Annotated in this window: 22 protein-coding genes; 3 read left to right on the forward strand and 19 right to left on the reverse strand. The window is 56.2% G+C overall.

Annotation, left to right across the window (positions count from 1 at the left end; all coding sequences use genetic code 11):
* Positions 1-49: 49 nt before the first annotated feature.
* The 19 genes from glmU to rpmH all read right to left on the reverse strand — a co-directional run bounded on the left by glmU (position 50) and on the right by rpmH (position 17549).
* Complete coding sequence (glmU, locus tag BLU11_RS16635) at positions 50-1420, reverse strand: bifunctional UDP-N-acetylglucosamine diphosphorylase/glucosamine-1-phosphate N-acetyltransferase GlmU (protein WP_090275327.1); 1371 nt, start codon at positions 1418-1420, stop codon at positions 50-52.
* A gap of 194 nt (positions 1421-1614) precedes the next feature.
* Entirely contained in the window at positions 1615-2037 is a 423-nt protein-coding gene (locus BLU11_RS16640) for a F0F1 ATP synthase subunit epsilon (RefSeq protein WP_090275329.1), read from the reverse strand.
* Positions 2038-2081: 44 nt separating this feature from the next.
* The gene (gene atpD / locus BLU11_RS16645) at positions 2082-3458 is read right to left on the reverse strand and encodes a F0F1 ATP synthase subunit beta (RefSeq protein ID WP_090275331.1); all 1377 of its coding nucleotides are present in this window, start codon (positions 3456-3458) and stop codon (positions 2082-2084) included.
* 51 nt (positions 3459-3509) lie between these two features.
* Positions 3510-4370, reverse strand: a complete 861-nt coding sequence (gene atpG / locus BLU11_RS16650) for a F0F1 ATP synthase subunit gamma (protein WP_090275333.1) — start codon at positions 4368-4370, stop codon at positions 3510-3512.
* 74 nt (positions 4371-4444) lie between these two features.
* The gene (atpA, locus tag BLU11_RS16655) at positions 4445-5989 is read right to left on the reverse strand and encodes a F0F1 ATP synthase subunit alpha (RefSeq protein WP_090275335.1); all 1545 of its coding nucleotides are present in this window, start codon (positions 5987-5989) and stop codon (positions 4445-4447) included.
* A gap of 15 nt (positions 5990-6004) precedes the next feature.
* A complete protein-coding gene (locus BLU11_RS16660; RefSeq protein WP_090275337.1) occupies positions 6005-6541 on the reverse strand; it encodes a F0F1 ATP synthase subunit delta in 537 nt (178 codons plus the stop codon).
* An 11-nt stretch (positions 6542-6552) separates the two neighbouring features.
* Positions 6553-7023, reverse strand: coding sequence for a F0F1 ATP synthase subunit B (locus BLU11_RS16665; RefSeq protein WP_090275339.1), 471 nt, complete (start codon positions 7021-7023; stop codon positions 6553-6555).
* Between the two features lie 92 nt (positions 7024-7115).
* Positions 7116-7355, reverse strand: coding sequence for a F0F1 ATP synthase subunit C (gene atpE, locus BLU11_RS16670; RefSeq protein ID WP_036991621.1), 240 nt, complete (start codon positions 7353-7355; stop codon positions 7116-7118).
* 64 nt (positions 7356-7419) lie between these two features.
* Entirely contained in the window at positions 7420-8271 is an 852-nt protein-coding gene (atpB, locus tag BLU11_RS16675; RefSeq protein WP_090275342.1) for a F0F1 ATP synthase subunit A, read from the reverse strand.
* 13 nt (positions 8272-8284) lie between these two features.
* Entirely contained in the window at positions 8285-8812 is a 528-nt protein-coding gene (locus tag BLU11_RS16680; RefSeq protein ID WP_331456685.1) for a F0F1 ATP synthase subunit I, read from the reverse strand.
* A gap of 37 nt (positions 8813-8849) precedes the next feature.
* A complete protein-coding gene (locus BLU11_RS16685) occupies positions 8850-9710 on the reverse strand; it encodes a ParB/RepB/Spo0J family partition protein (protein ID WP_090275345.1) in 861 nt (286 codons plus the stop codon).
* A gap of 22 nt (positions 9711-9732) precedes the next feature.
* Entirely contained in the window at positions 9733-10530 is a 798-nt protein-coding gene (locus BLU11_RS16690) for a ParA family protein (RefSeq protein ID WP_090275347.1), read from the reverse strand.
* 25 nt (positions 10531-10555) lie between these two features.
* The gene (gene rsmG, locus BLU11_RS16695) at positions 10556-11194 is read right to left on the reverse strand and encodes a 16S rRNA (guanine(527)-N(7))-methyltransferase RsmG (RefSeq protein ID WP_172828720.1); all 639 of its coding nucleotides are present in this window, start codon (positions 11192-11194) and stop codon (positions 10556-10558) included.
* Positions 11191-13089 carry a tRNA uridine-5-carboxymethylaminomethyl(34) synthesis enzyme MnmG gene (mnmG, locus tag BLU11_RS16700; RefSeq protein ID WP_090275351.1) on the reverse strand — a complete coding sequence of 633 codons (1899 nt, stop codon included), beginning with the start codon at positions 13087-13089 and terminating at the stop codon, positions 11191-11193. The genes rsmG and mnmG overlap by 4 nt, the downstream gene beginning before the upstream one ends.
* Positions 13090-13624: 535 nt before the next feature.
* Positions 13625-14995, reverse strand: coding sequence for a tRNA uridine-5-carboxymethylaminomethyl(34) synthesis GTPase MnmE (gene mnmE / locus BLU11_RS16705; protein WP_090275353.1), 1371 nt, complete (start codon positions 14993-14995; stop codon positions 13625-13627).
* Positions 14996-15074: 79 nt separating this feature from the next.
* On the reverse strand, positions 15075-16763 hold the full coding sequence (gene yidC, locus BLU11_RS16710) for a membrane protein insertase YidC (RefSeq protein ID WP_090275355.1): 1689 nt from the start codon (positions 16761-16763) through the stop codon (positions 15075-15077).
* A gap of 3 nt (positions 16764-16766) precedes the next feature.
* Complete coding sequence (yidD, locus tag BLU11_RS16715) at positions 16767-17009, reverse strand: membrane protein insertion efficiency factor YidD (RefSeq protein WP_090275357.1); 243 nt, start codon at positions 17007-17009, stop codon at positions 16767-16769.
* Complete coding sequence (rnpA, locus tag BLU11_RS16720; RefSeq protein ID WP_090276620.1) at positions 17002-17400, reverse strand: ribonuclease P protein component; 399 nt, start codon at positions 17398-17400, stop codon at positions 17002-17004. Before rnpA ends, yidD begins: the two co-directional genes overlap by 8 nt.
* 14 nt (positions 17401-17414) lie before the next feature.
* On the reverse strand, positions 17415-17549 hold the full coding sequence (gene rpmH, locus BLU11_RS16725) for a 50S ribosomal protein L34 (protein ID WP_090275358.1): 135 nt from the start codon (positions 17547-17549) through the stop codon (positions 17415-17417).
* Positions 17550-18124: 575 nt separating this feature from the next.
* Between rpmH and dnaA the strand changes: the two genes are divergently transcribed.
* Genes dnaA through recF form a run of 3 tightly spaced genes read left to right on the forward strand, consistent with a single transcriptional unit; the run spans position 18125 to position 21856 of the window.
* Positions 18125-19603 carry a chromosomal replication initiator protein DnaA gene (dnaA, locus tag BLU11_RS16730; protein WP_090275360.1) on the forward strand — a complete coding sequence of 493 codons (1479 nt, stop codon included), beginning with the start codon at positions 18125-18127 and terminating at the stop codon, positions 19601-19603.
* A 49-nt stretch (positions 19604-19652) separates the two neighbouring features.
* Positions 19653-20756: a DNA polymerase III subunit beta gene (gene dnaN, locus BLU11_RS16735; RefSeq protein WP_090275362.1), complete on the forward strand. Its 1104-nt coding sequence runs from the start codon at positions 19653-19655 to the stop codon at positions 20754-20756.
* A gap of 5 nt (positions 20757-20761) precedes the next feature.
* Positions 20762-21856 (forward strand): DNA replication/repair protein RecF, encoded by a 1095-nt coding sequence (gene recF / locus BLU11_RS16740; protein WP_090275364.1) that lies wholly within the window; start codon positions 20762-20764, stop codon positions 21854-21856.
* Positions 21857-21860: the final 4 nt, after the last annotated feature.

A 21860-nucleotide genomic window follows, 5' to 3' on the forward strand; every position in this document is an offset into this window, starting at 1 on the left:
AATATAGGACACAGGATCGGAAATTGCCTGTTGCTGAAGCGCGTTGCCCCTAAGGCTTGAACTGCTTGACCGGCCGGTTCCAGCCCTGAATGTTGCGCTGGCGGCCCCGCGCGACGCCCAGATTGGCATCGGGAATATCCTGGGTGATAGTCGAGCCTGCCGCAGTAGTTGCCTGATTACCCACAGTCACCGGCGCCACCAAGGCAGTGTTGGAGCCGATAAAGGCGCCATCGCCAATACGGGTGACGAACTTGTTCACGCCATCGTAATTGCAGGTAATGGTGCCAGCACCGACATTGGCGCCTTTACCTATCTCCGCATCACCCACATAGGAAAGGTGGTTGATCTTTGAGCCTTCGCCGACAACAGCCTTCTTGGTTTCAACGAAGTTGCCGACCTTGGCAGCGGTGTGCAGCACGGTGCCCGGACGCAGCCGGGCGTAAGGGCCAACATCGCATTGCTCGCCCACCTCGGCGCCCTCAAGGTGACTGAACGCTTTGATAGTACTGCCCGCCTTGATGACCGAGTCCTTGATCACACAATGCGACCCGATAACCACGTTGTCCTCGATCACCACTCGACCCTCGAATACCACGTTGACATCGATACTGATATCACGGCCGATACTCACCTCACCGCGCACATCCAGCCGTGCCGGGTCAGCCAGCGACGCGCCCAGAGTCATCAGTCGCTCGGCTTCACGTTGCTGCCAACCGCGTTCAAGCACCGCCAGCTGCAATCGGTTATTGGCACCCAGCACTTCCAGCTCGTCGCCCGCTTGCGCCACTTCCACCGCTATCGAACCGGCAACCGCCAGGGCCACCACATCGGTCAGGTAATACTCACCCTGGGCATTGTTGTTGGACAGGCTGGACAACCACTCAATGGCTTTATCTCCCGGTAATACCATAATCCCGGTATTGCCCTCATTGATCAGCAACTGTTCCGGCGAAGCGTCTTTCTGTTCAACAATCGCCTGGACCTGGTCATCCCGGTTGCGGATGATACGTCCATAGCCGGTCGGGTCCTGCATCAGAACCGTCAGCAATCCCAGTGACTGGCGGCCTGCCTGATCGACCAGAGCACGCAGCGTCTCGACCCGAATCAAAGGGACGTCGCCGTACAACACCAGAATCTGATCAGCATCGCTGATATGGGGCAGTGCCTGTGCCACTGCGTGACCGGTACCCAGTTGCTCGGTTTGCTGCACCCAGTTGAGGTCATTGCTCTCCAGCGTGTCACGCACCTGCTGTGCACCATGCCCGATGACCACATGAATGCCCGCAGGCAACAAGGCACGCGCGCTGTCGATGACATGCTCCAACATGGGCTTGCCCGCTACCGGATGAAGTACCTTGGGAAGCGCAGAACGCATGCGGGTGCCTTGGCCGGCGGCGAGGATGACAACGTGGAGATTCATGAGAAGGAGTCCTGGAAATATGCTTGGGTTGGGATGATAGAAGCAGGTAACGATCAGCTGCAAGTATACAAAGGATATGCCGGAAAGTTCCTGATACGCCTGCTCTGAGCGACAACACGGAACCCCGAAAAGAAAACACAAAAAAAGCAGCCGAAGCTGCTTTTTTATCGAACAGATCAGCGAATAATCGCCGATCAGCCGTATTTCTTGCGCAGTTCCTGCACGGTCCGCAATTGTGCTGCGGCTTCGGCAAGGCGGGCCGAGGCCGCGCCGTAGTCGAACTCGGCGCCTTTCTCGTTGAGCGCCTTTTCCGCGGCTTTCTTTGCGTCTGCTGCAGCTGCTTCGTCAATATCGCCGGCACGGAGCGCCGTGTCAGCGAGAATCTTGACCATGCTCGGCTGAACTTCCAGGAATCCGCCGGAGATGTAGAACACCTCTTCGCTCTTGTCCTGTTTGATCACCCGAACCGGGCCTGGCTTGAGGTCGGTCAGCAGCGGCGTGTGACCCGGCAGAACGCCGATGTCACCCATGTTGCCGTGTGCCACGACCATCTCGACCAGGCCGGAAAACAGCTCTTCTTCCGCGCTTACGATATCGCAATGCACTGTCATAGCCATTTGAGTTGCCTCGGTTCTGCGCCCGCTTGCGCGGGCGCGGCCCATTACATGTTCTTCGCTTTCTCTACCGCTTCGTCGATGGTGCCGACCATGTAGAAAGCCTGCTCTGGCATGTGATCGTAATCACCATTCAGAATCCCCTGGAAGCCACGGATGGTTTCTTTCAGGGAAACATACTTGCCAGGAGCACCGGTGAAGACTTCGGCCACGTGGAAAGGCTGCGACAGGAAGCGCTGGATCTTACGAGCGCGGGCTACCAGTTGCTTGTCTTCCTCGGACAGTTCGTCCATACCCAGGATCGCGATGATGTCCTTCAGCTCTTTGTAGCGCTGCAGAACATACTGTACACCGCGAGTCACATCGTAATGTTCCTGACCGATAACCAGCGGATCCAGCGAGCGGCTGGTGGAATCCAGCGGATCAACCGCAGGGTAGATACCCAGGGAAGCGATGTCACGGCTCAGTACCACAGTCGCGTCAAGGTGGGCGAAGGTGGTGGCAGGCGATGGGTCAGTCAAGTCATCCGCAGGCACGTATACGGCCTGGATGGAGGTGATGGAACCGGTCTTGGTGGAGGTAATACGCTCCTGCAGGACACCCATCTCCTCAGCCAGCGTCGGCTGATAACCTACCGCAGACGGCATACGACCCAGCAGAGCAGATACTTCGGTACCGGCCAGGGTGTAACGGTAGATGTTGTCGATGAACAACAGTACGTCCTTGCCTTCCTCACGGAATTTCTCGGCCATGGTCAGACCAGTCAGGGCCACGCGCAGACGGTTACCCGGCGGCTCGTTCATCTGACCATAGACCATCGCAACCTTGTCCAGAACGTTGGAGTCCTTCATCTCGTGATAGAAGTCGTTACCTTCACGAGTACGCTCACCAACACCGGCGAATACGGACAAACCGCTGTGCGCCTTGGCGATGTTGTTGATCAGCTCCATCATGTTCACGGTCTTGCCGACACCGGCGCCGCCGAACAGACCGACCTTGCCGCCTTTGGTGAACGGGCAGACCAGGTCGATAACCTTGATGCCGGTTTCCAGCAGATCGGTGCCGCCAGCCTGTTCGGCATAGCTCGGCGCCGGGCGGTGGATGCCCCACAGTTCTTCATGCTCAACCGGGCCAGCTTCGTCGATCGGCTCGCCCAGAACGTTCATGATACGGCCCAGTGTGCCAACGCCAACCGGTACGGAGATAGCCTTGCCGGTATTGTTGACGTCGAGGCCACGCTTGAGGCCTTCAGTGGAGCCCATGGCGATGGTACGGACAATGCCGTCACCCAGCTGCTGCTGGACTTCCAGGGTGGTTTCCGCGCCGCTGACTTTCAGTGCGTCATAGACTCGCGGCACCTGATCGCGCGGAAATTCCACGTCGATAACGGCACCGATGATTTGAACGATACGTCCGCTACTCATTGTTGGTTCCTCTAAGTGGTATGAAACCGTTTCGTCTGGCCGGGGTCATGATCAGACCGCCGCGGCGCCGCCGACGATTTCCGAAATTTCCTGGGTGATCGCGGCCTGACGTGCCTTGTTGTAGATCAGCTGCAGGTCATCGATGATATCGCCCGCATTGTCAGTCGCATTCTTCATCGCGATCATCCGTGCCGCCTGCTCACTGGCACTGTTCTCGACGACAGCCTGATAAACCTGTGATTCGATATACCGCTTCAACAGGCCATCCAGCAATGCCTGGGCATCCGGCTCGTATACGAAGTCCCAACGCTCCTGCAGTTCTGCCGTGTCCGACGGAACCAGTGGAATCAGTTGCTCCACCTTGGGCTTCTGCACCATGGTGTTGACGAACTCGTTGGAAACCAGATACAGGCGATCGATGCGACCTTCGTGGTAGCCATCAAGCATTACCTTGACGCTGCCGATCAGGTCGTTCAATGCCGGCTGTTCACCCAGATTGCTGATTGCCGCGACAACGTTGCCACCGTAGCTGCGGAAAAACGCAGCTCCCTTGCTGCCAATCACGCACAGCTCGGTTTCGACGTTACGGTCACGCCACTCTTTCATGTTTGTTACCAGTGCCTTGAACAGGTTGGTGTTCAAACCACCGCAAAGACCACGATCCGTGCTGACCACGATATAACCAACCCGTTTGACTTCACGCTCTTGCATGAAGGGGTGGCGATATTCGGGGTTGGCATTGGCCAGATGGCCAATGACCTGACGGATCCGCTCAGCGTAGGGACGACCGGTAGCCATGCGCGCTTGTGCCTTGCGCATCTTGCTGACCGCCACCTTTTCCATGGCGCTGGTGATCTTCTGAGTACTCTTGATACTCGAAATTTTACCGCGAATCTCTTTTGCGCCTGCCATGTCACACCTTTCAGGTTAGCCCGTGGCCGTATCGCACGAAGCGGGACGGGGCATAGCCCTGTCCCGCCCTCGGCTTACCAGCTTTGGGTCGCCTTGAAGTTCTCGATGCCAGACTTGATACCGGCTTCGATCTCGTCGTTGTAGTCGCCCTTCTCGTTGATCCGGGACAGCAGAGCAGACTGCTCACGCTTGAACCAGGCGAGCATGGCCTTCTCGAACGCGCCGACCTTGTTGATCGCAACGTCGGTCAGGAAGCCTTTCTCGGCGGCGTACAGGCTGATCGCCATTTCGCCAACCGACATGGGCGCATACTGATCTTGCTTCATCAGTTCGGTGACGCGCTGACCGTGCTCCAGCTGTTTGCGGGTAGCTTCATCCAGATCCGATGCGAACTGGGCAAAAGCCGCCAGTTCACGGTACTGAGCCAGTGCAGTACGGATACCGCCGGACAGTTTCTTGATGATCTTGGTCTGTGCCGAGCCACCTACACGGGATACCGATACACCGGCGTTGACCGCCGGACGGATACCCGAGTTGAACATGTCGGATTCGAGGAAGATCTGACCGTCGGTGATCGAGATCACGTTGGTCGGAACGAATGCGGACACGTCACCGGCCTGGGTTTCGATGATCGGCAGTGCGGTCAGGGAACCAGTGCGGCCTTTCACTTCGCCCTTGGTGAACGCCTCAACGTACTCCTCGGATACGCGGGATGCGCGCTCCAGCAGACGGCTGTGCAGATAGAAAACGTCACCCGGGTAGGCTTCACGGCCCGGCGGACGACGCAGGAGCAGGGAAATCTGACGGTAGGCAACGGCCTGTTTGGACAGGTCATCGAATACGATCAGCGCATCTTCGCCGCGATCGCGGAAGAATTCGCCCATGGTGCAGCCAGCGTACGGAGCCAGATACTGCAACGCGGCAGATTCGGACGCCGAAGCGGCTACCACGATGGTGTTGGACAGAGCGCCGTGCTCTTCCAGCTTGCGCACCACGTTGGCAATGGTCGACTGCTTCTGACCGATAGCCACGTAAACGCATTTGATGCCGCTGTCACGCTGGTTGATGATCGCGTCGACAGCCAGGGCAGTCTTACCGATCTGGCGGTCACCGATGATCAGCTCACGCTGGCCACGGCCAATCGGAATCATCGCGTCGACGGCCTTGTAACCGGTCTGCACCGGCTGGTCGACCGATTTACGCCAGATAACGCCCGGCGCCACTTTCTCAACGGCGTCAGTCAGCTTGGCATTGACCGGACCCTTGCCATCAATCGGGTTACCCAGCGCGTCAACCACGCGACCCAGCAGTTCCGGACCAACCGGGACTTCCAGGATGCGGCCGGTGCACTTGGCTTCCATGCCTTCGGCCAAAGTCAGGTAGTTACCCAGGATTACTGCACCGACGGAGTCTTGCTCCAGGTTCAGTGCCATACCATAAACACCATCGGGGAATTCGATCATCTCCCCGTACATCACGTCAGCCAGACCGTGAATGCGAACGATACCGTCAGATACGCTGACGATAGTACCGACATTGCGAGCCTGTGAGTTCACATCGAGCTTCTCGATGCGCTGCTTGATAATTTCGCTAATTTCGGAAGGATTCAGTTGCTGCATGCCATGTCCCTCAAATCAGGATTTCAACGCCTCGGCCAGCTTTTCAAGCTTGCCGCGGACCGAACCGTCGATGACCAGGTCACCCGCACGAATCAACACACCGCCAATAAGGGCCGGGTTGATGGTCACATGAGGAGTTACTGTGCGGTCTAACCGCTTGGTTAAAGCGGTTGCCAGCGTTTTCTGTTGATCGTCAGTCAGTTCGAAGGCCGATTGCACCTCTACTGTGATACTGCGATCGTGTTCCGCCTTGTATTGCTCAAAGAGCTCGGCGACTACTGGAATCAGGGACAGACGATCGTTGTCAGCCAGGGTCCGGACAAAGTTGCCGAACGCCTGGTCGACCTGACCGTCGCACACCATGAGCAGATCGTCGGCCTTGCGCTCCCAGGTCAAACCGGGGTTACGCAGCCTCTGGGCAAAAGCCGGATCGGAGACTGCCGCTGCTGCCAATGCCAGCATGCCTGACCAGGCATCCAGCGTATTGGCAGAAGAAGCAAACTCGAAAGCCGCTTTTGCGTAAGGCCGAGCTAGCGTAGTGATAGTAGCCATGCTCGCCTCTCTTAGAGTTGTGAGGCCAGTTTGTTGACCAGCTCACTGTGGGCCGCGGAATCCACTTCGGACTCCAGAACCTGCTCGGCACCCTTGATGGCCAGTACGGCGACCTGGGCGCGAAGTTGATCCTTGGCGCGGTTTACTTCCTGCTCGATTTCAGCTTTGGCAGCTGCAATCAGACGATCACCTTCGGAACGTGCCTGCTCGCGAGCTTCCTCGACGATGAGGGTGGCACTCTTGTTGGCCTGCTCGATGATCTGAGCAGACTGCTCCTTGGTCTCACGCAGGGTCTGGGAAGCTTTTTCCTGGGCGAGGCCCAGGTCGCGCTGGGCGCGGCCAGCCGCATCCAGGCCTTCGGCGATTTTTTTCTGGCGTTCCTGCATGGCGTGAGTAATCGGCGGCCATACGAACTTCATGGTAAACCAGACAAAAATAGCGAAGGCAATCGTTTGACCGAACAGCGTCAGATTAATATTCACAGCGATTCACCTCGTGCTATTTCGTTGAGTCCTGGGGATAACATTGATACGGCAGGACCTGCGCCCTGCCGTTCATCGTTACCAGTCAAAAATTAACCGGCAACACCAGGGGCAACAACGAAGATCAGGTACATCGCGATACCAACACCGATCATCGGAACGGCGTCGAGCAGACCAGCCATCAGGAAGGTCTTGGTTTGCAGCTGCGGGCCCAGCTCAGGCTGGCGTGCAGTGGATTCCAGCAGCTTGCCACCGAGGATGGCGAAGCCGATACCGGTACCCAGAGCGCCCAGACCGATCATGATAGAGGCAGCGATGATAACGAGTTCCATAAATACTCCTAGAGTTCAAAGTTGACGTTCAAGTTTATCGTTGGTTGAACAAGGTTCCGGCTGCTTAATGATCCTCATGAGCAGCGCTCAGATATACCACAGTCAACACCATGAAGATGAAGGCCTGCAGCGGAATTACCAGAATGTGGAAGATGGCCCACGGCACGTTCAGCGCCCATTGCACGTAGAAGGGCAGCAATGCAATCAGGATGAACACGACTTCACCGGCGTACATGTTGCCGAACAGACGCAGTGCCAGACTCAGCGGCTTGGTCAACAGACCGAGAACCTCAAGAAACAGGTTGAAGGGAATCAGCGCCCAGTGGTTGAACGGGGTCAGCGTCAGCTCCTTGGTGAAACCACCTACACCCTTGATCTTGATGCTGTAGTAGATAATCAGCGCAAAGACGGCGATGGAGATGCCGAATGTAGCGTTGGGGTCGGTCGTGGGGACGATCTTGAAGTAATCCAGCCCCAGCGCCATGCCCAGACCCGGGATGTAGTCCACCGGAATCCACTTCAGGGAGTTCATCAGGAACACCCAGACAAAGATGGTCAGAGCCAGGGGCGCGATCAGCGGGTTGCGACCATGGAAGGTGTCCTTGACGATGCCCTGGACAAATTCCACGATGATTTCAACGAAATTCTGCAGACGGCCGGGGGTATCCACAGTGGCGCGGGTAGCGACATAGCGGAACAGACCGATAAAGATGAGGCCCATGAACACGGCCCACCCCAGGGTATCGAGGTGTAGTGCCATGAATCCCATGTCGGCGGCTTCAGTGCCGGTCCTGGCCATTGTCCAGGTCGCTTCGTTGACGATGCTGCCGTCAGCCCGCTCATAACCTGCCGGTAGTTTACCGAAGGTCAGGTTCTGCAAATGGTGCTGAATGTATTCAGCTGATGTGGTTGCCATATCTGCCTCAGAACTAATGCTTTGGAAAGCTTTTGACGATAAGAAGTGCGCTGGCTCCCACAGCCAGCACCACCAGGTAGCCGATGAATACAGCAGCGACCTCCAGCGGTTTCACTCCAAGCCAGACTGCTATGAACAGTACGGCTGTCAGTATCAGTTTGCCTGCCTCGCCGGAGTACAGTTCTCCGACGATGGCGCGGGCCGAACGGGCTCCGCTGTAGCGGTACACCCGAAAGGCGAAATAGCTGTTGGGCAAAAAAGCGACCAATCCGCCCAACAGACCTGAGTAGCCGGCTATCCAGCCCCGGAAAAACCACAGGGTTATTGCCACTACCAGAGTCGTTATCAGCTGCAGTAAAAGCACCGGGAAGGCAGGCGTCCGATAAAGGGGGGATTTGTTGGGCGTTCTTGCGTCCATTCCGACCTTCTCGATGAGACCTTGCAGCTTCAACCGCGTATTTTTACTGCTTGGCCAGCTGTTTTTACCTAGCCAAAATAGCGCGAGGAGTATATGTGCATTAGTCGGGCGATTCAACCGCAACTATTGATTTCCGGGGCGCGCCGCAATGTCGCAGTTGTTACTTAATGTGCATCAACACGCCGTCGAGTTCATCCAGAGAGTTGTAACTGATGACCAGCCGCCCTTTGCCTTTGGCGCCGTGCTGTATTTTCACTTCCGCGCCAATGCGTTCAGCAAGATCCTGTTGCAATCTGTCTATATCCGGATTGCTGCGCTGACTTCCGGAATCCGAACGCGGACTCAGCCATTGACGAACCAGTGCCTCGGTCTGACGCACGGTCAAGCCCCGTGCAACCACCTGTCTTGCGGCTTCGATCTGCTGCTCCGCCGCCAGGCCGAGCAGCGCCCGGGCATGCCCCATTTCGATATCGCCGCGCTCGAGCAACAGCTTGACCTCGTCGTGCAGCGACATCAGGCGCAGCAGGTTGGTGATGGTCACCCGGGATTTGCCCACCGCATCAGCCACCTGCTGCTGAGTCAGTTCGAACTCCTGTTGCAGGCGCTGCAGAGCGATGGCTTCTTCAATCGGATTGAGGTCTTCGCGCTGGATGTTCTCGATCAGCGCCATGGCAATGGCGGCTTCATCGGGCACATCGCGGATCACTGCTGGAATACTATTCAACCCGGCCTGTTGCGTAGCACGCCAGCGCCGTTCACCGGCGATGATTTCATAACGGTCGCCAGCGATCGGGCGCACCACGATCGGCTGCATGACGCCCTGGGCCTTGATTGACTGAGCCAGTTCTTCCAGCGCCTGGGGGTCCATATCACGTCGCGGCTGATATTTTCCACGTTGAATAAGGTCAATCGGCAGGTCACGCAGCTGCTGATCTTCACTGCCTTCGGTCTTATCGTTGGGGCTGGCCTGCCCCAGCAGTGCATCCAGTCCCCGTCCCAAGCCGCGCTTCTTGACCGCCATGCCTGTTCTGTCCTTTTTCCGGTTAATCGTTTACAGCGGCAGCCTGTTTGGCTGCCTTGCGCGTGCGTCTGACCAGTTCTCCGGCCAGTGCGAGATAGGCGACAGCACCGCGCGACTGCTTGTCATAGGTCAGCACCGGCATGCCGTAACTGGGCGCTTCGGCCAGCCGAACGTTGCGCGGAATGACGGTCTGGTACAACTGGTCACCGAAATGACTGCTCAGCTGCTCGGACACTTCACGGGTCAAGCTGTTGCGCGGGTCATACATGGTACGCAGCAACCCCTCGATCTGCAGCGCCGGGTTGAGCACCGCGCTGACGCGCTGAATGGTGTTGACCAGTGCCGACAACCCTTCCAGCGCATAATATTCGCATTGCATGGGGATGATCACGCCGTCCGCAGCGACCAAGCCATTGATCGTCAGCATGTTCAGCGAAGGCGGGCAATCAATGAGAATGAAATCGTATTTATCGCGCAAATTGGTCAGTGCATCGCGCAGCCGACTTTCCTTCATCTTGAAATCCAGCAATTCGACTTCGGCGGCAGTCAGGTCGGCGTTGGCCGGGAGCAGGTCGTAGCCGCCATGTTCGGATTGGTGCAAGGCCTGATCCAGAGTGCAGCGCTCGGTGAGCAACTCATAGACTGAATTGTCCAGCTGCGACTTGTCGATACCGCTGCCCATGGTCGCATTGCCCTGAGGATCGAGATCGATCAACAGCACCTTGCGTTTGGTTGCCGCCAGAGACGCAGCCAGATTCACCGTGGTGGTCGTTTTGCCGACGCCGCCTTTCTGGTTGGCAATTGCCAGTACCTTGCCCACTACGATCTCCTCTCGGGTTTGAATCTTATGCCGTGCGTCGCAGTATCAGCAGATGGCGGCTGGCCTGACAACCGGGTACCAGTAATTCTTCGCTTCGCAGCACGCAGAAGTCATCCGGCATCCCCTGCAGTTCTGCATCCGGATACAGGCCTTTCATCGCCAACCAGTTGGTATCCGGGGTACTCAGGTGTCGGGTCAGTCCGGTGAAATCCGCCAGCGAACTGAATGCTCGGGACACTATACCGTCAAAAGGTTCGGCCGGGGTAAAGGCTTCTACTCGGCTGTTGACCACCTGCAGATTGTGGAGTCCCAGCTCCAGCTTGACCTGGGTCAGAAAACGGGTCTTCTTGCCGTTGCTGTCGAGCAGCGTGAAGTCGCTGTCGGGCAGCATGATCGCGAGGATAGCTCCGGGCATACCGCCACCACTGCCCACATCCAGCCAGCGGGGTCCGGTGACGAAGGGCAGCACACTCAGACTGTCGAGCAGATGACGGCTGACCATTTCATCCGGGTTGCGTACAGCAGTCAGGTTGTACGCCTTGTTCCACTTGTTCAGCAATGTCAGGTAGTTCAGCAGCTGGGCTACCTGCTGTTCGGTCAATGTCAGACCCAGCTGTTCTGCACCGCTGACCAGTTGCCTGGCGTGATCAACCATACCGCTTATGCCTCCTGGGCCAATTTACCGTCGTTCAGTGCATTGCGCTTTTTCAGATGTACCAGCAACAGACTCACGGCAGCCGGGGTTACCCCGGGGATACGTGATGCCTGACCGAGAGTCTGGGGACGAATGCTCGCCAGCTTCTGACTGATTTCCTTAGACAGGCCGCTCAGCGCAGCGTAATCCAGATCAGCCGGCAGCAGGGTTTGTTCATGCTGACGCAACTTGTTGATCTCGTCCTGCTGTCGCTCGATGTAGCCTGCGTACTTGGTGTGAATTTCCACCTGTTCGGCAGCGTCGACCGGGATATCCACCACACCGGTGATCTGCGTCAGCGTCTGATAATCGACTTCCGGTCTGCGCAGCAGATCCAGCAGACTGTACTCGTGGGTCAGCGGCGTCTTGAAATGCTCGGCAAATACCTTGCCGATGTCACTGCCCGGTTGTACCCAGGTGGAACGAAGGCGCTGATGTTCTGCTTCGATGGCTTCGCGCTTGGCGCTGAACACAGCCCAGCGGGCATCGTCCACCAGCCCCAATTCACGGCCTTTTTCGGTCAGACGCAGATCGGCATTGTCTTCGCGCAATACCAGTCGATATTCCGCGCGCGAGGTGAACATGCGATAAGGCTCACGGGTGCCCATGGTGATCAGATCATCGACCAATACACCGATGTAAGCTTCGTCGCGACGCGGGCACCAGCTGTCCAGCCCCTGGGCGCGACGCGCTGCGTTCAGTCCAGCGAGCAGACCCTGAGCACCGGCCTCTTCGTAACCCGTGGTTCCGTTGATCTGCCCAGCGAAGAACAATCCGCCGATCACCTTGGTTTCCAGCGAGTATTTCAGGTCCTGTGGGTTGAAATAATCGTATTCGATCGCGTAACCGGGACGCAGGATGTGCGCATTCTCCATGCCGCGAATCGACTGCACCACCTGCAACTGCACGTCAAACGGCAAGGAAGTGGAAATGCCGTTGGGGTACAGCTCATGAGTGGTCAGGCCTTCGGGCTCGATGAAAACCTGATGCGAATCCTTGTCGGCGAAGCGATGGATCTTGTCTTCGATCGACGGGCAGTAGCGTGGCCCCACGCCCTCGATGACTCCGGTAAACATCGGCGAGCGATCGAGATTGTTGCGGATGATCTCGTGGGTACGCTCGTTGGTATGGGTGATCCAGCAGTTGACCTGCTCGGGATGCTCCTCTGCACTGCCGGTGAAGGACATTACCGGGATCGGCGTATCGCCCGGCTGTGCGGTCATCTTGGAAAAATCCACGGTACGCCCGTCGATGCGCGGTGGCGTGCCGGTTTTCAACCGATCAACTCGTAACGGCAATTCCCGCAGACGGTGGGCCAGGGCGATGGCGGGGGGATCACCAGCGCGTCCGCCGGAATGGTTATCCAAGCCAATGTGAATAACACCACCGAGGAAGGTACCAGCGGTCAACACCACGTTATCTGCGAAGAAGCGCAGGCCCATCTGGGTCACAACGCCGCGTACCTGATCCTGTTCAACGATAAGATCATCGCAAGCTTGCTGGAATATCCACAGATTCGGCTGGTTTTCCAGCGCGTGGCGAATCGCCGCTTTGTACAGCACGCGGTCAGCCTGGGCACGGGTTGCCCGAACGGCAGGGCCCTTGCGCCCGTTGAGCACCCGAAACTGAATGCCGGCGCGGTCGGTTGCCTTGGCCATGGCGCCACCGAGGGCATCGATTTCCTTGACCAGGTGGCTCTTGCCAATCCCACCGATGGCCGGGTTGCAGCTCATCTGCCCCAGGGTCTCGACGTTGTGACTGAGCAGCAGAGTTTTCACGCCCATGCGGGCAGCCGCCAAGGCAGCCTCGGTACCGGCATGGCCGCCACCTATCACAATCACGTCAAAACGATCTGGGAAATCCAACGTACACCTCGTTGTCCGGAGCTGAGCCGGGCGTCGGGAAAAGGGGCTGATTATAGGGGCAGGGCAGAAAAATTACAGCCCTGACTGAACATTTTTTGAACAGCGCCCATGAGCCACTCACTCAGCCGATCTGTTAATAGATTAAAGATAGAGAATATTTAAAAACCTTTATGTTAATGCTGTATATGGTGAAGCATTTTTCTGTGGGTAAGTGAAAAAATACCAATAAATTCAGTATTTTGAAGAAAGCACAAGCCTGTGCGCTGCTTGGGCACAGGCGGTGTCGGGATGGAGGTACATCCTGTGTATAAGCCAGCCGGTTATCCACAGGCAGGTTTGGCCTCTGGTTACACACAGGGTTATAGGTAGGGCTCAGGTAAGTTGTACACAGGGCTTACTGGCGAAAATGTGCCGCTAAACTAACGCGAAGACGGAGCTTGCGGAGACTTTCAGCAAGGAATTGATAATCCAGAAACAGATTCAGTAAAGGAAGGAAGATGAATGGCAGCCATTCATTGCGAATGACTGCGTGTTTTTACTTGCCGATACAGAAACTCGAAAAAATCCGTCCCAACAGATCATCTGCGCTGAACTCACCGGTGATACTGCCCAACGTCTGTTGTGCCATGCGCAGATCCTCCGCCAGTAGCTCACCGGCACCGGCCAGGGTCAGTTGCTGGTAGCCATGCTGCAAATACTCCCCGGCTTCTTCCAGGGCGTCCAAGTGTCGGCGGCGGGCGCTGAACAGGCTCTCTGCAGTCTGCTCGAAGCCCATGCAGGTTTTGAGGTGTTCGCGTAACAGATTGATACCCTCGCCACTGCGGGCACTGAGACGCAGACTGACGCTTCCATCTTCGGCTGCTTCCAGACCGGTTGTTTCACCACTGATATCCACTTTGTTGTAGATCAGAGTGACCTTGGCGGGGTCGGGTTTCTTTTGCAGAAACTCCGGCCAGAGTTGTTCCGGGTTGCCGGCTTCGGGTTGAGTTGCGTCGATCATCAACAGGATACGGTCAGCTTCGGCAATGGCAGCCATGGCCCGTTCCACGCCGATTTTTTCCACCACATCATCGGTATCCCGCAGCCCAGCTGTGTCGATGATATGCAGCGGCATGCCGTCGATGTGGATATGTTCACGCAGAATGTCCCGCGTGGTACCGGCAATATCGGTAACGATAGCGCTGTCACGACCGGCCAGCGCGTTCAGCAGGCTGGACTTTCCGGCGTTCGGACGCCCGGCGATGACCACGGTCATACCGTCGCGCAGCAGCGCCCCCTGTCCGGCCTCCCGGCGCACCTGAGCCAGCTGTTGCTGTACGGCCTGCAGCTGACTGAGGACATGCCCATCGGCCAGAAAATCGATTTCCTCTTCGGGAAAATCAATCGCAGCTTCGACGTAGATGCGCAGGTTGATCAAGGCTTCGGTCAGTGCATGGACGCGTTGGGAGAAGGCACCCTGCAGTGATTGCACGGCATTGCGTGCTGCCTGTTCAGAGCTGGCTTCGATCAGATCGGCGATGGCCTCGGCCTGGGCCAGGTCCAGTTTATCGTTGAGAAAGGCGCGCTCGCTGAATTCGCCCGGGCGAGCCGGGCGCGCACCGAGAGTGAGACAGGACTTGAGCAGCATATCCATTACCACCGGGCCGCCATGCCCGTGCAGTTCCAATACGTCTTCACCGGTGAACGAGTGGGGGCCCGGAAAATACAGTGTGAGCCCTTGATCCAGGGACTCGTCCTGATCCCAGAACGCCCCGTAATGGGCATGTCGCGGTCTGGGTTCAAAGCGGCAGATCTGTCTGGCGATCGGCAGGGCGTCCGGGCCGGAGATCCGGACAATTCCCACGCCGCCCTGACCTGGGGCGGTGGCAATGGCGGCAATGGTGTCGGCGTGGTAACTGCGGCTCATGATCCGTTCCTGTACGGCGGAAGATGGATGGCAAAACGCCCCGAAATCGGGGCGTTTGCGTCTGGCTTGGTAGCGGCGATCAGTCGTTTGCCGCGGCCCGTTCGATCTGCCGGGTAATGTACCACTGTTGTGCGATCGACAGGACGTTGTTGACCACCCAGTACAGTACCAGACCGGCTGGGAACCACAGGAAGAAGAAGGTGAAGATGATCGGCAGCATCTTCATCACCTTGGCCTGCATCGGATCCGGCGGAGTCGGGTTGAGCTGCTGCTGGATGAACATGCTCACGCCCATCAGAATCGGCAGAATGAAGAAGGGATCCTTCAGAGACAGGTCAGTGATCCAACCCAGCCATTCAGCCTGGCGCATCTCGACACTTTCCATCAGCGTCCAGTACAGCGCGATGAATACCGGCATCTGCACCAGGATCGGCAGACAGCCGCCCAGTGGATTGATCTTCTCCTTCTTGTACAGCTCCATCATGCCCTGGGACATTTTCTGACGATCATCACCGTACTGCTCGCGCAAGGCCTGCAGTTTCGGGGCGACCCGGCGCATGTTGGCCATGGAGCGGTAACTGGTAGCCGACAGCGGGAAGAATACCAGCTTGATCAGTACGGTGAGCAGGATGATGCTCCAACCCCAGTTACCCACCACGCTGTGAATCAGACTCAACACCCAGAACAGTGGTTGGGCTATCCACCAGAGGAAGCCGTAATCCACAGTCAGCTCCAGGCCGGGAGAGATTTCCTTCAGACGATCCTGAATTTTGGGCCCGGCGTAGAAATTGGCGCTGATACTGGCCTGTTCACCGGCAGATACATTCACTGCAGGGCTGACAAAACCGACAATGTAATTACCCTGGCTATCCTTACGCGTCTGATAGACGTGCTGCTGCTCGGCGTTGGGTATCCATGCACTGACAAAATAGTGCTGCAGCCAGGCAATCCAACCACCGTTGACGGTTTCCTTCAGTCGGTTGTCATCCAGTTTGCTGAACTTGAGCTTGGTATATTCGTTATCGGCATTCCAGTAGGCAGCGCCCAGGAAGGTGGCCATGCCCGTGGCGCTCGAGCTGGATGGATCACCGCTCTGGTCACGCTTGATCTGACCGAACAGGCTGCCGGTCCAGGCGGAATCACTCTGGTTGTCGATCAGATAATCGACATCGACCAGATACTCACCGCGAGTAAAGGTGAAGCGCTTGATGTAGTTGACGTTGGCTTCGCTGAAGCGCAGATCGACGGTCAGAGTATCGCTGCCTTCTTCCATCTGGTAGCTGGTCTGCTCGACAGAATACAGCGGCCGGCCGTTGGCGCGAGCATCGGGACCATTGCGTCCGGCGAGTCCGCTTTGCGCGATATAGGTGCGGTTGTTGGTCTGCTCCAGCAGTTGGAATGGCAGATCCGGACGATCCTTGCGCATCGGATAGTCTGGAAGCGACAGGGAAACGATATCACCACCCAGCGGGTTGATACTCAGGTGCAACGTATCGGTCTGCACACGGATCAGATCGGAGGTAGCAGCTGCAGTCTGCACCGACGTGGTGGGGATATCACCCGCATCGGGCTCCACAGCCTGAGGCACATCGCCTTCAGCGCTATTATCGTTCGTCTGCAGGGTCGGCAAATCACCATTGCCAGCCGACAGCTCGGTTTCGCTGGCCGGTAGTGGCTCACCCTGACCATAATCATTGTTCCACTGCAGAACCATGAGATAGGTAATCACGAGCAAGGCAGCTATCAGGATGTTTCGTTGCATGTTCATGGTTTATTTGGCCATCTGAGAAGAACGATTGTTCTGAAGGGGTACTGGATCATATCCACCTGGATTCCAGGGATGACAGCGAGACAGGCGTCGTGCGCTGAGCAGACTGCCCTTGAGAAAACCATGATGTTCGATGGCTTCCTGGGCGTAGCAGGAACAGGACGGATAGAAACGACAATGACTGGCCATCATTGGGCTGATGGCGTAACGGTAAACCTTGATCAGTCCGAGCGCGATACTACGCATTGGATGATGGGGATCCGGAATTGCGGGAGCGATTGTACTTGTCAGCGGCCTTGTTCAACCGTCGCCACATATCCTGAAACAGGCTATGCAGTGCGGCATTGTCAAGCTCGCCCAGACCCTTGCGGGCCAGGACGACAATATCCAAGTGATCCAGCTCAGCACGATGGTGTCTGAAGGATTCACGGGCGATGCGTTTGATCTTGTTGCGATCGACCGCATGCCGGACATTTTTCTTGGCAATGACCAGTCCCAATCGTGCATGTGTCTGGCTGTTATGCCGGGACAGCAACAGAATATTGGGACCTGAGGCCTTACAGGTGGCTCCATCGAATACATTCTTGAACTGTGCAGGCGTCAATAGCCGTTGTTCAGGACTGAATCCGAGATCCACCTGCAATACCGATCTTAAGCTGACAGCTGATGACGGCCTTTGGCACGACGACGAGCCAGAACGGCACGACCGTTCTTGGTAGCCATACGGGCACGGAAACCGTGGTTACGTTTGCGCTTCAAAACGCTGGGTTGGAAAGTTCTTTTCATCTTCAGATACCTGAGTAATTCACGACAGAGCCGCTAAGCCCTTTCAAGGGATCGGGAATTCTAGAGAAGAAGCGGGCTCAGGTCAATTTGAATTCTCAGTAGGTAGATAAATAACAATACAAAGAAAAGATTTTTAAAAGATTATGTATGTAGATCTTAATGAGGAAGGGATTTTCTGTGGATAAGGGGGCCCACGCCAGATAGGCCGCTCGATTGCCGAGAGCACAACTCGGTGAGTAAATTGTTCACAGAGGGCATCATCCATTGTGCAGCCCCTGTGGATAACAGGTCTTGATATCCACAGGGGGATTTATCCCCTGTTTTCACTCCCGTTTGCCAACAGACTGATACAGACCTTGTCCACAAGGCTCATGCTGCCGGTTTTACAAGGACGAGCGCTGATAAATGCAACGTAATTCAGGCGCAAGAGCCTCGGGCGATCCTATCTGTGATGTGGATAAGTAAGGGGGGAAAGGCTAGAATGACGGGTGTTTCCCCGGGGCTGACGAGTGCTGCTTCGGGGAAGGTTTTTATCAACAACTCGAGCCGCTCAGGCTTGGAGTCGGGGGAATTCAGTGTCCGTTGTACTCTGGCAGCAATGCATAGATTTTTTGCGTGATGAGCTTCCATCCCAGCAGTTCAATACCTGGATTCGTCCGCTTCAAGTGGAAGGGGATCCAGACGAACTGCGCTTGTACGCTCCGAACCGATTTGTGCTGGATTGGGTCAACGACAAATACCTGAACCGTATTCAGGAATTGCTTGATGATCTATCTCAGGGCCAGGCTCCCCTGGTCTCACTGTTAATCGGCAGTCGACGCAGCAGCCCCGCTGTTGCTCCAGCGCAAACTGCACCGGCGAGAGCGCCAACGCGTACCGAGCCGGTGGAGCAAAATCCGCCGCCTGCCGTTCCCCGGGCGCAGGCCACCACGCAAGGGTTTCAACCCGAGCCGAGTCCTTATGACAAGCGCGCCGAGGAAGATCCCCGTCCGCCGCAACGTGCCGACCAGGCTAATAATACGGTGGTCAAGCACACCAGTTATCTGAATCGCAGCTTTACCTTTGAAAATTTCGTTGAGGGTAAATCAAACCAGCTGGCTCGGGCTGCCGCCTGGCAAGTGGCCGATAACCCGCGGCATGGTTATAACCCCCTGTTCCTATATGGCGGCGTCGGTCTTGGTAAGACGCACTTGATGCATGCCGTCGGCAACCACCTGCTGAAGAAGAACCCTGCCGCCAAGATTGTATATCTACATTCCGAACGCTTTGTCGCCGACATGGTTAAGGCGTTGCAGATGAATGCCATCAATGATTTCAAGCGTTATTACCGTTCGGTTGATGCGCTGCTGATTGATGACATTCAGTTTTTCGCCAAGAAAGAGCGATCACAGGAAGAATTCTTCCATACTTTCAATGCCTTGCTTGAAGGTGGTCAGCAGGTGATTCTTACCAGCGACCGTTACCCGAAAGAGATTGATGGGCTGGAAGAGCGGCTCAAATCCCGTTTCGGCTGGGGACTTACCGTTGCGGTCGAACCGCCAGAGCTGGAGACGCGGGTGGCTATTCTGATGAAGAAGGCCGAGCAATCGCGGATCGATCTGCCCCACGATGCGGCCTTCTTCATCGCCCAACGGATCCGCTCCAATGTCCGTGAACTTGAAGGTGCACTCAAGCGGGTCATTGCCAGCGCTCACTTTATGGGCCGCGATATCACTATCGAACTGATCCGCGAGTCACTCAAGGATCTGCTTGCCTTGCAGGACAAGCTGGTGAGTATCGACAATATTCAGCGCACCGTGGCCGAATATTACAAAATCAAGATAGCGGATATCCTGTCGAAGCGGCGTTCGCGCTCGGTAGCTCGCCCGCGTCAGGTCGCCATGGCGCTGTCCAAGGAGCTGACCAACCACAGTTTGCCGGAGATCGGTGACGCCTTTGGCGGACGAGATCACACAACTGTGCTCCATGCCACACGAAAGATCGCAGAATTACGTGAAATAGATGCGGATATCCGCGAAGATTACAAGAATCTGCTACGGACACTGACCACCTGAGTCTGAGTGCCCAGCAAACAGCCAACCTGCACGAGGTCGAAGGAAGACAATGCAATTTACCATCCAACGCGAAGCCCTGTTGAAGCCACTGCAACTGGTGGCTGGTGTCGTTGAACGCCGGCAGACGTTGCCGGTGCTGTCCAATGTTCTTGTGATAGTTGATGGCAACACGCTGTCGCTGACCGGCACTGATCTTGAAGTCGAATTGATCGGGCGGATTCCGCTGGAAGAACAGGCTGAGCCAGGCGAGATTACCGTCCCGGCCCGTAAATTGATGGATATCTGCAAGTCGTTGCCAGAGGATTCCACGATCAATTTCCGGGTGGAAGAAGGCAAGGCTATCGTCAAGGCCGGCCGCAGTCGTTTCACTCTGACCACACTGCCCGCTGCCGACTTCCCGAATGTGGAAGACGGGGAAGGTGCAATGAGTTTTGCCGTCAGTCAGAGCAAGCTGCGGCGTTTGATTGAGCGAACCGGCTTTGCCATGGCGCAGCAGGACGTACGCTATTACCTCAACGGCATGCTTCTGGAAATCAATAATGGCCAACTGCGCGCAGTCGCTACAGACGGTCACCGCATGGCAATGTGTACTGTCGATGCCAATATCGATTACCAGGAAAAGTATCAGCTGATCGTGCCGCGCAAGGGGATCCTGGAGCTTGCCCGACTATTGGGTGAGGCTGACGATCTGATCAATATCGTTCTGGGCACCCATCACATCCGCGCTACTACAGGTGATTTCACCTTTACCTCCAAGCTGGTTGACGGCAAATTCCCGGATTACGAGCGGGTGTTGCCCCGTGGCGGTGACAAGATCGTCCTGGCTGATCGTCAATCCTTGCGCAATGCATTCAGCCGTACCGCCATTCTGTCCAACGAAAAATACCGAGGCATCCGCCTGATGCTCAGTGATTCGCTGCTGAAAATTCAGGCTAATAACCCCGAGCAGGAAGAAGCAGAAGAAGATGCGGTAGTTGATTATTCTGGCGCACCGCTGGAAGTTGGCTTCAACGTCAGCTATTTGCTGGATGTCATGAATGTGTTGAGCAATGAACAGATCAAGATAATTCTGTCCGATGCCAATAGCAGTGCGCTGATTCAGGAATCCGAATCGGACGACAGCCTCTACGTCGTCATGCCCATGCGTCTCTGAGCCGCATGCCGCTCAAGCGACTCTCCGTCACCGCGGTGCGCAATCTGCACCCGGTGACACTTCACCCCTCCCCCCGCATCAATATCATTTCTGGCTCCAACGGCAGTGGCAAAACCAGTCTGCTGGAAGCCATCCATATTCTCGGGCTGGCTCGCTCCTTTCGAAGTACTCGACTGCAACCGGTTATCCAACACGGTGAGGATGCCTGCACCGTGTTTGCCGAAGCAGTGCTTAAGAACGGGACCGCTTGTTCCATAGGCATTACCCGCAGTAAACAGGCTGACTATCAGATACGTATTGATGGCCAGACGATACGCAGCGCCGCCCAGTTGGCGGAAACTCTACCCCTGCAGCTGATCAACCCGGACAGCTTTCGATTATTGGAAGGAGCACCGAAACAGCGACGGCAGTATTTGGATTGGGGAGTGTTCCACGTGGAACATCAATTTCTTCCTGTGTGGCAGCGTTTGCAAAAAAGCCTCAAACAGCGTAATAGCTTGCTCCGTCGTGGTAGAATACAACGTTCGATGCTGGTGCCTTGGGAATCAGAACTCATAGCGGCTGGCGAGCGTATCGACGAATTCAGGCAAGCTTACCTGCTGAAATTGAAGCCGGTGTTTGAAAATATACTGGGTCGACTCGTGCTGCTCGACGATCTCACCCTTAGTTATTATCGGGGTTGGGATAAAGAGCGCTCTTTGAACCAGGTGTTGGATGATCAGTTCGAGCGCGATGCGCAATTGGGATATACACAGTCAGGCCCGCAGCGGGCAGATTTGCGTTTGCGTATCAAAGGGATGAATGCGGTTGATATCTTGTCCCGGGGCCAGCAGAAGTTGGTGGTATGCGCAATGAAGATCGCCCAAGGTTATTTGTTGCAAGAAATGGGCGCCGCACAGAGTTGCGTATTTCTTGTGGATGACTTGCCGTCCGAATTGGACGAGAAACACCGAAAGGCGTTGTCCAGCTTGCTGGAAGATCTGCAATGTCAGGTTTTTATCAGCTGCGTGGAGGCGCAACAAATGCAGGATTGTTGGCAAAACGATACACCATTGTCGATGTTCCACGTGGAACATGGACGCATTGTGCAGACCGTATGACGTC

This window comes from Halopseudomonas litoralis (genome assembly GCF_900105005.1).
In the GTDB taxonomy this organism is placed as follows: domain Bacteria; phylum Pseudomonadota; class Gammaproteobacteria; order Pseudomonadales; family Pseudomonadaceae; genus Halopseudomonas; species Halopseudomonas litoralis.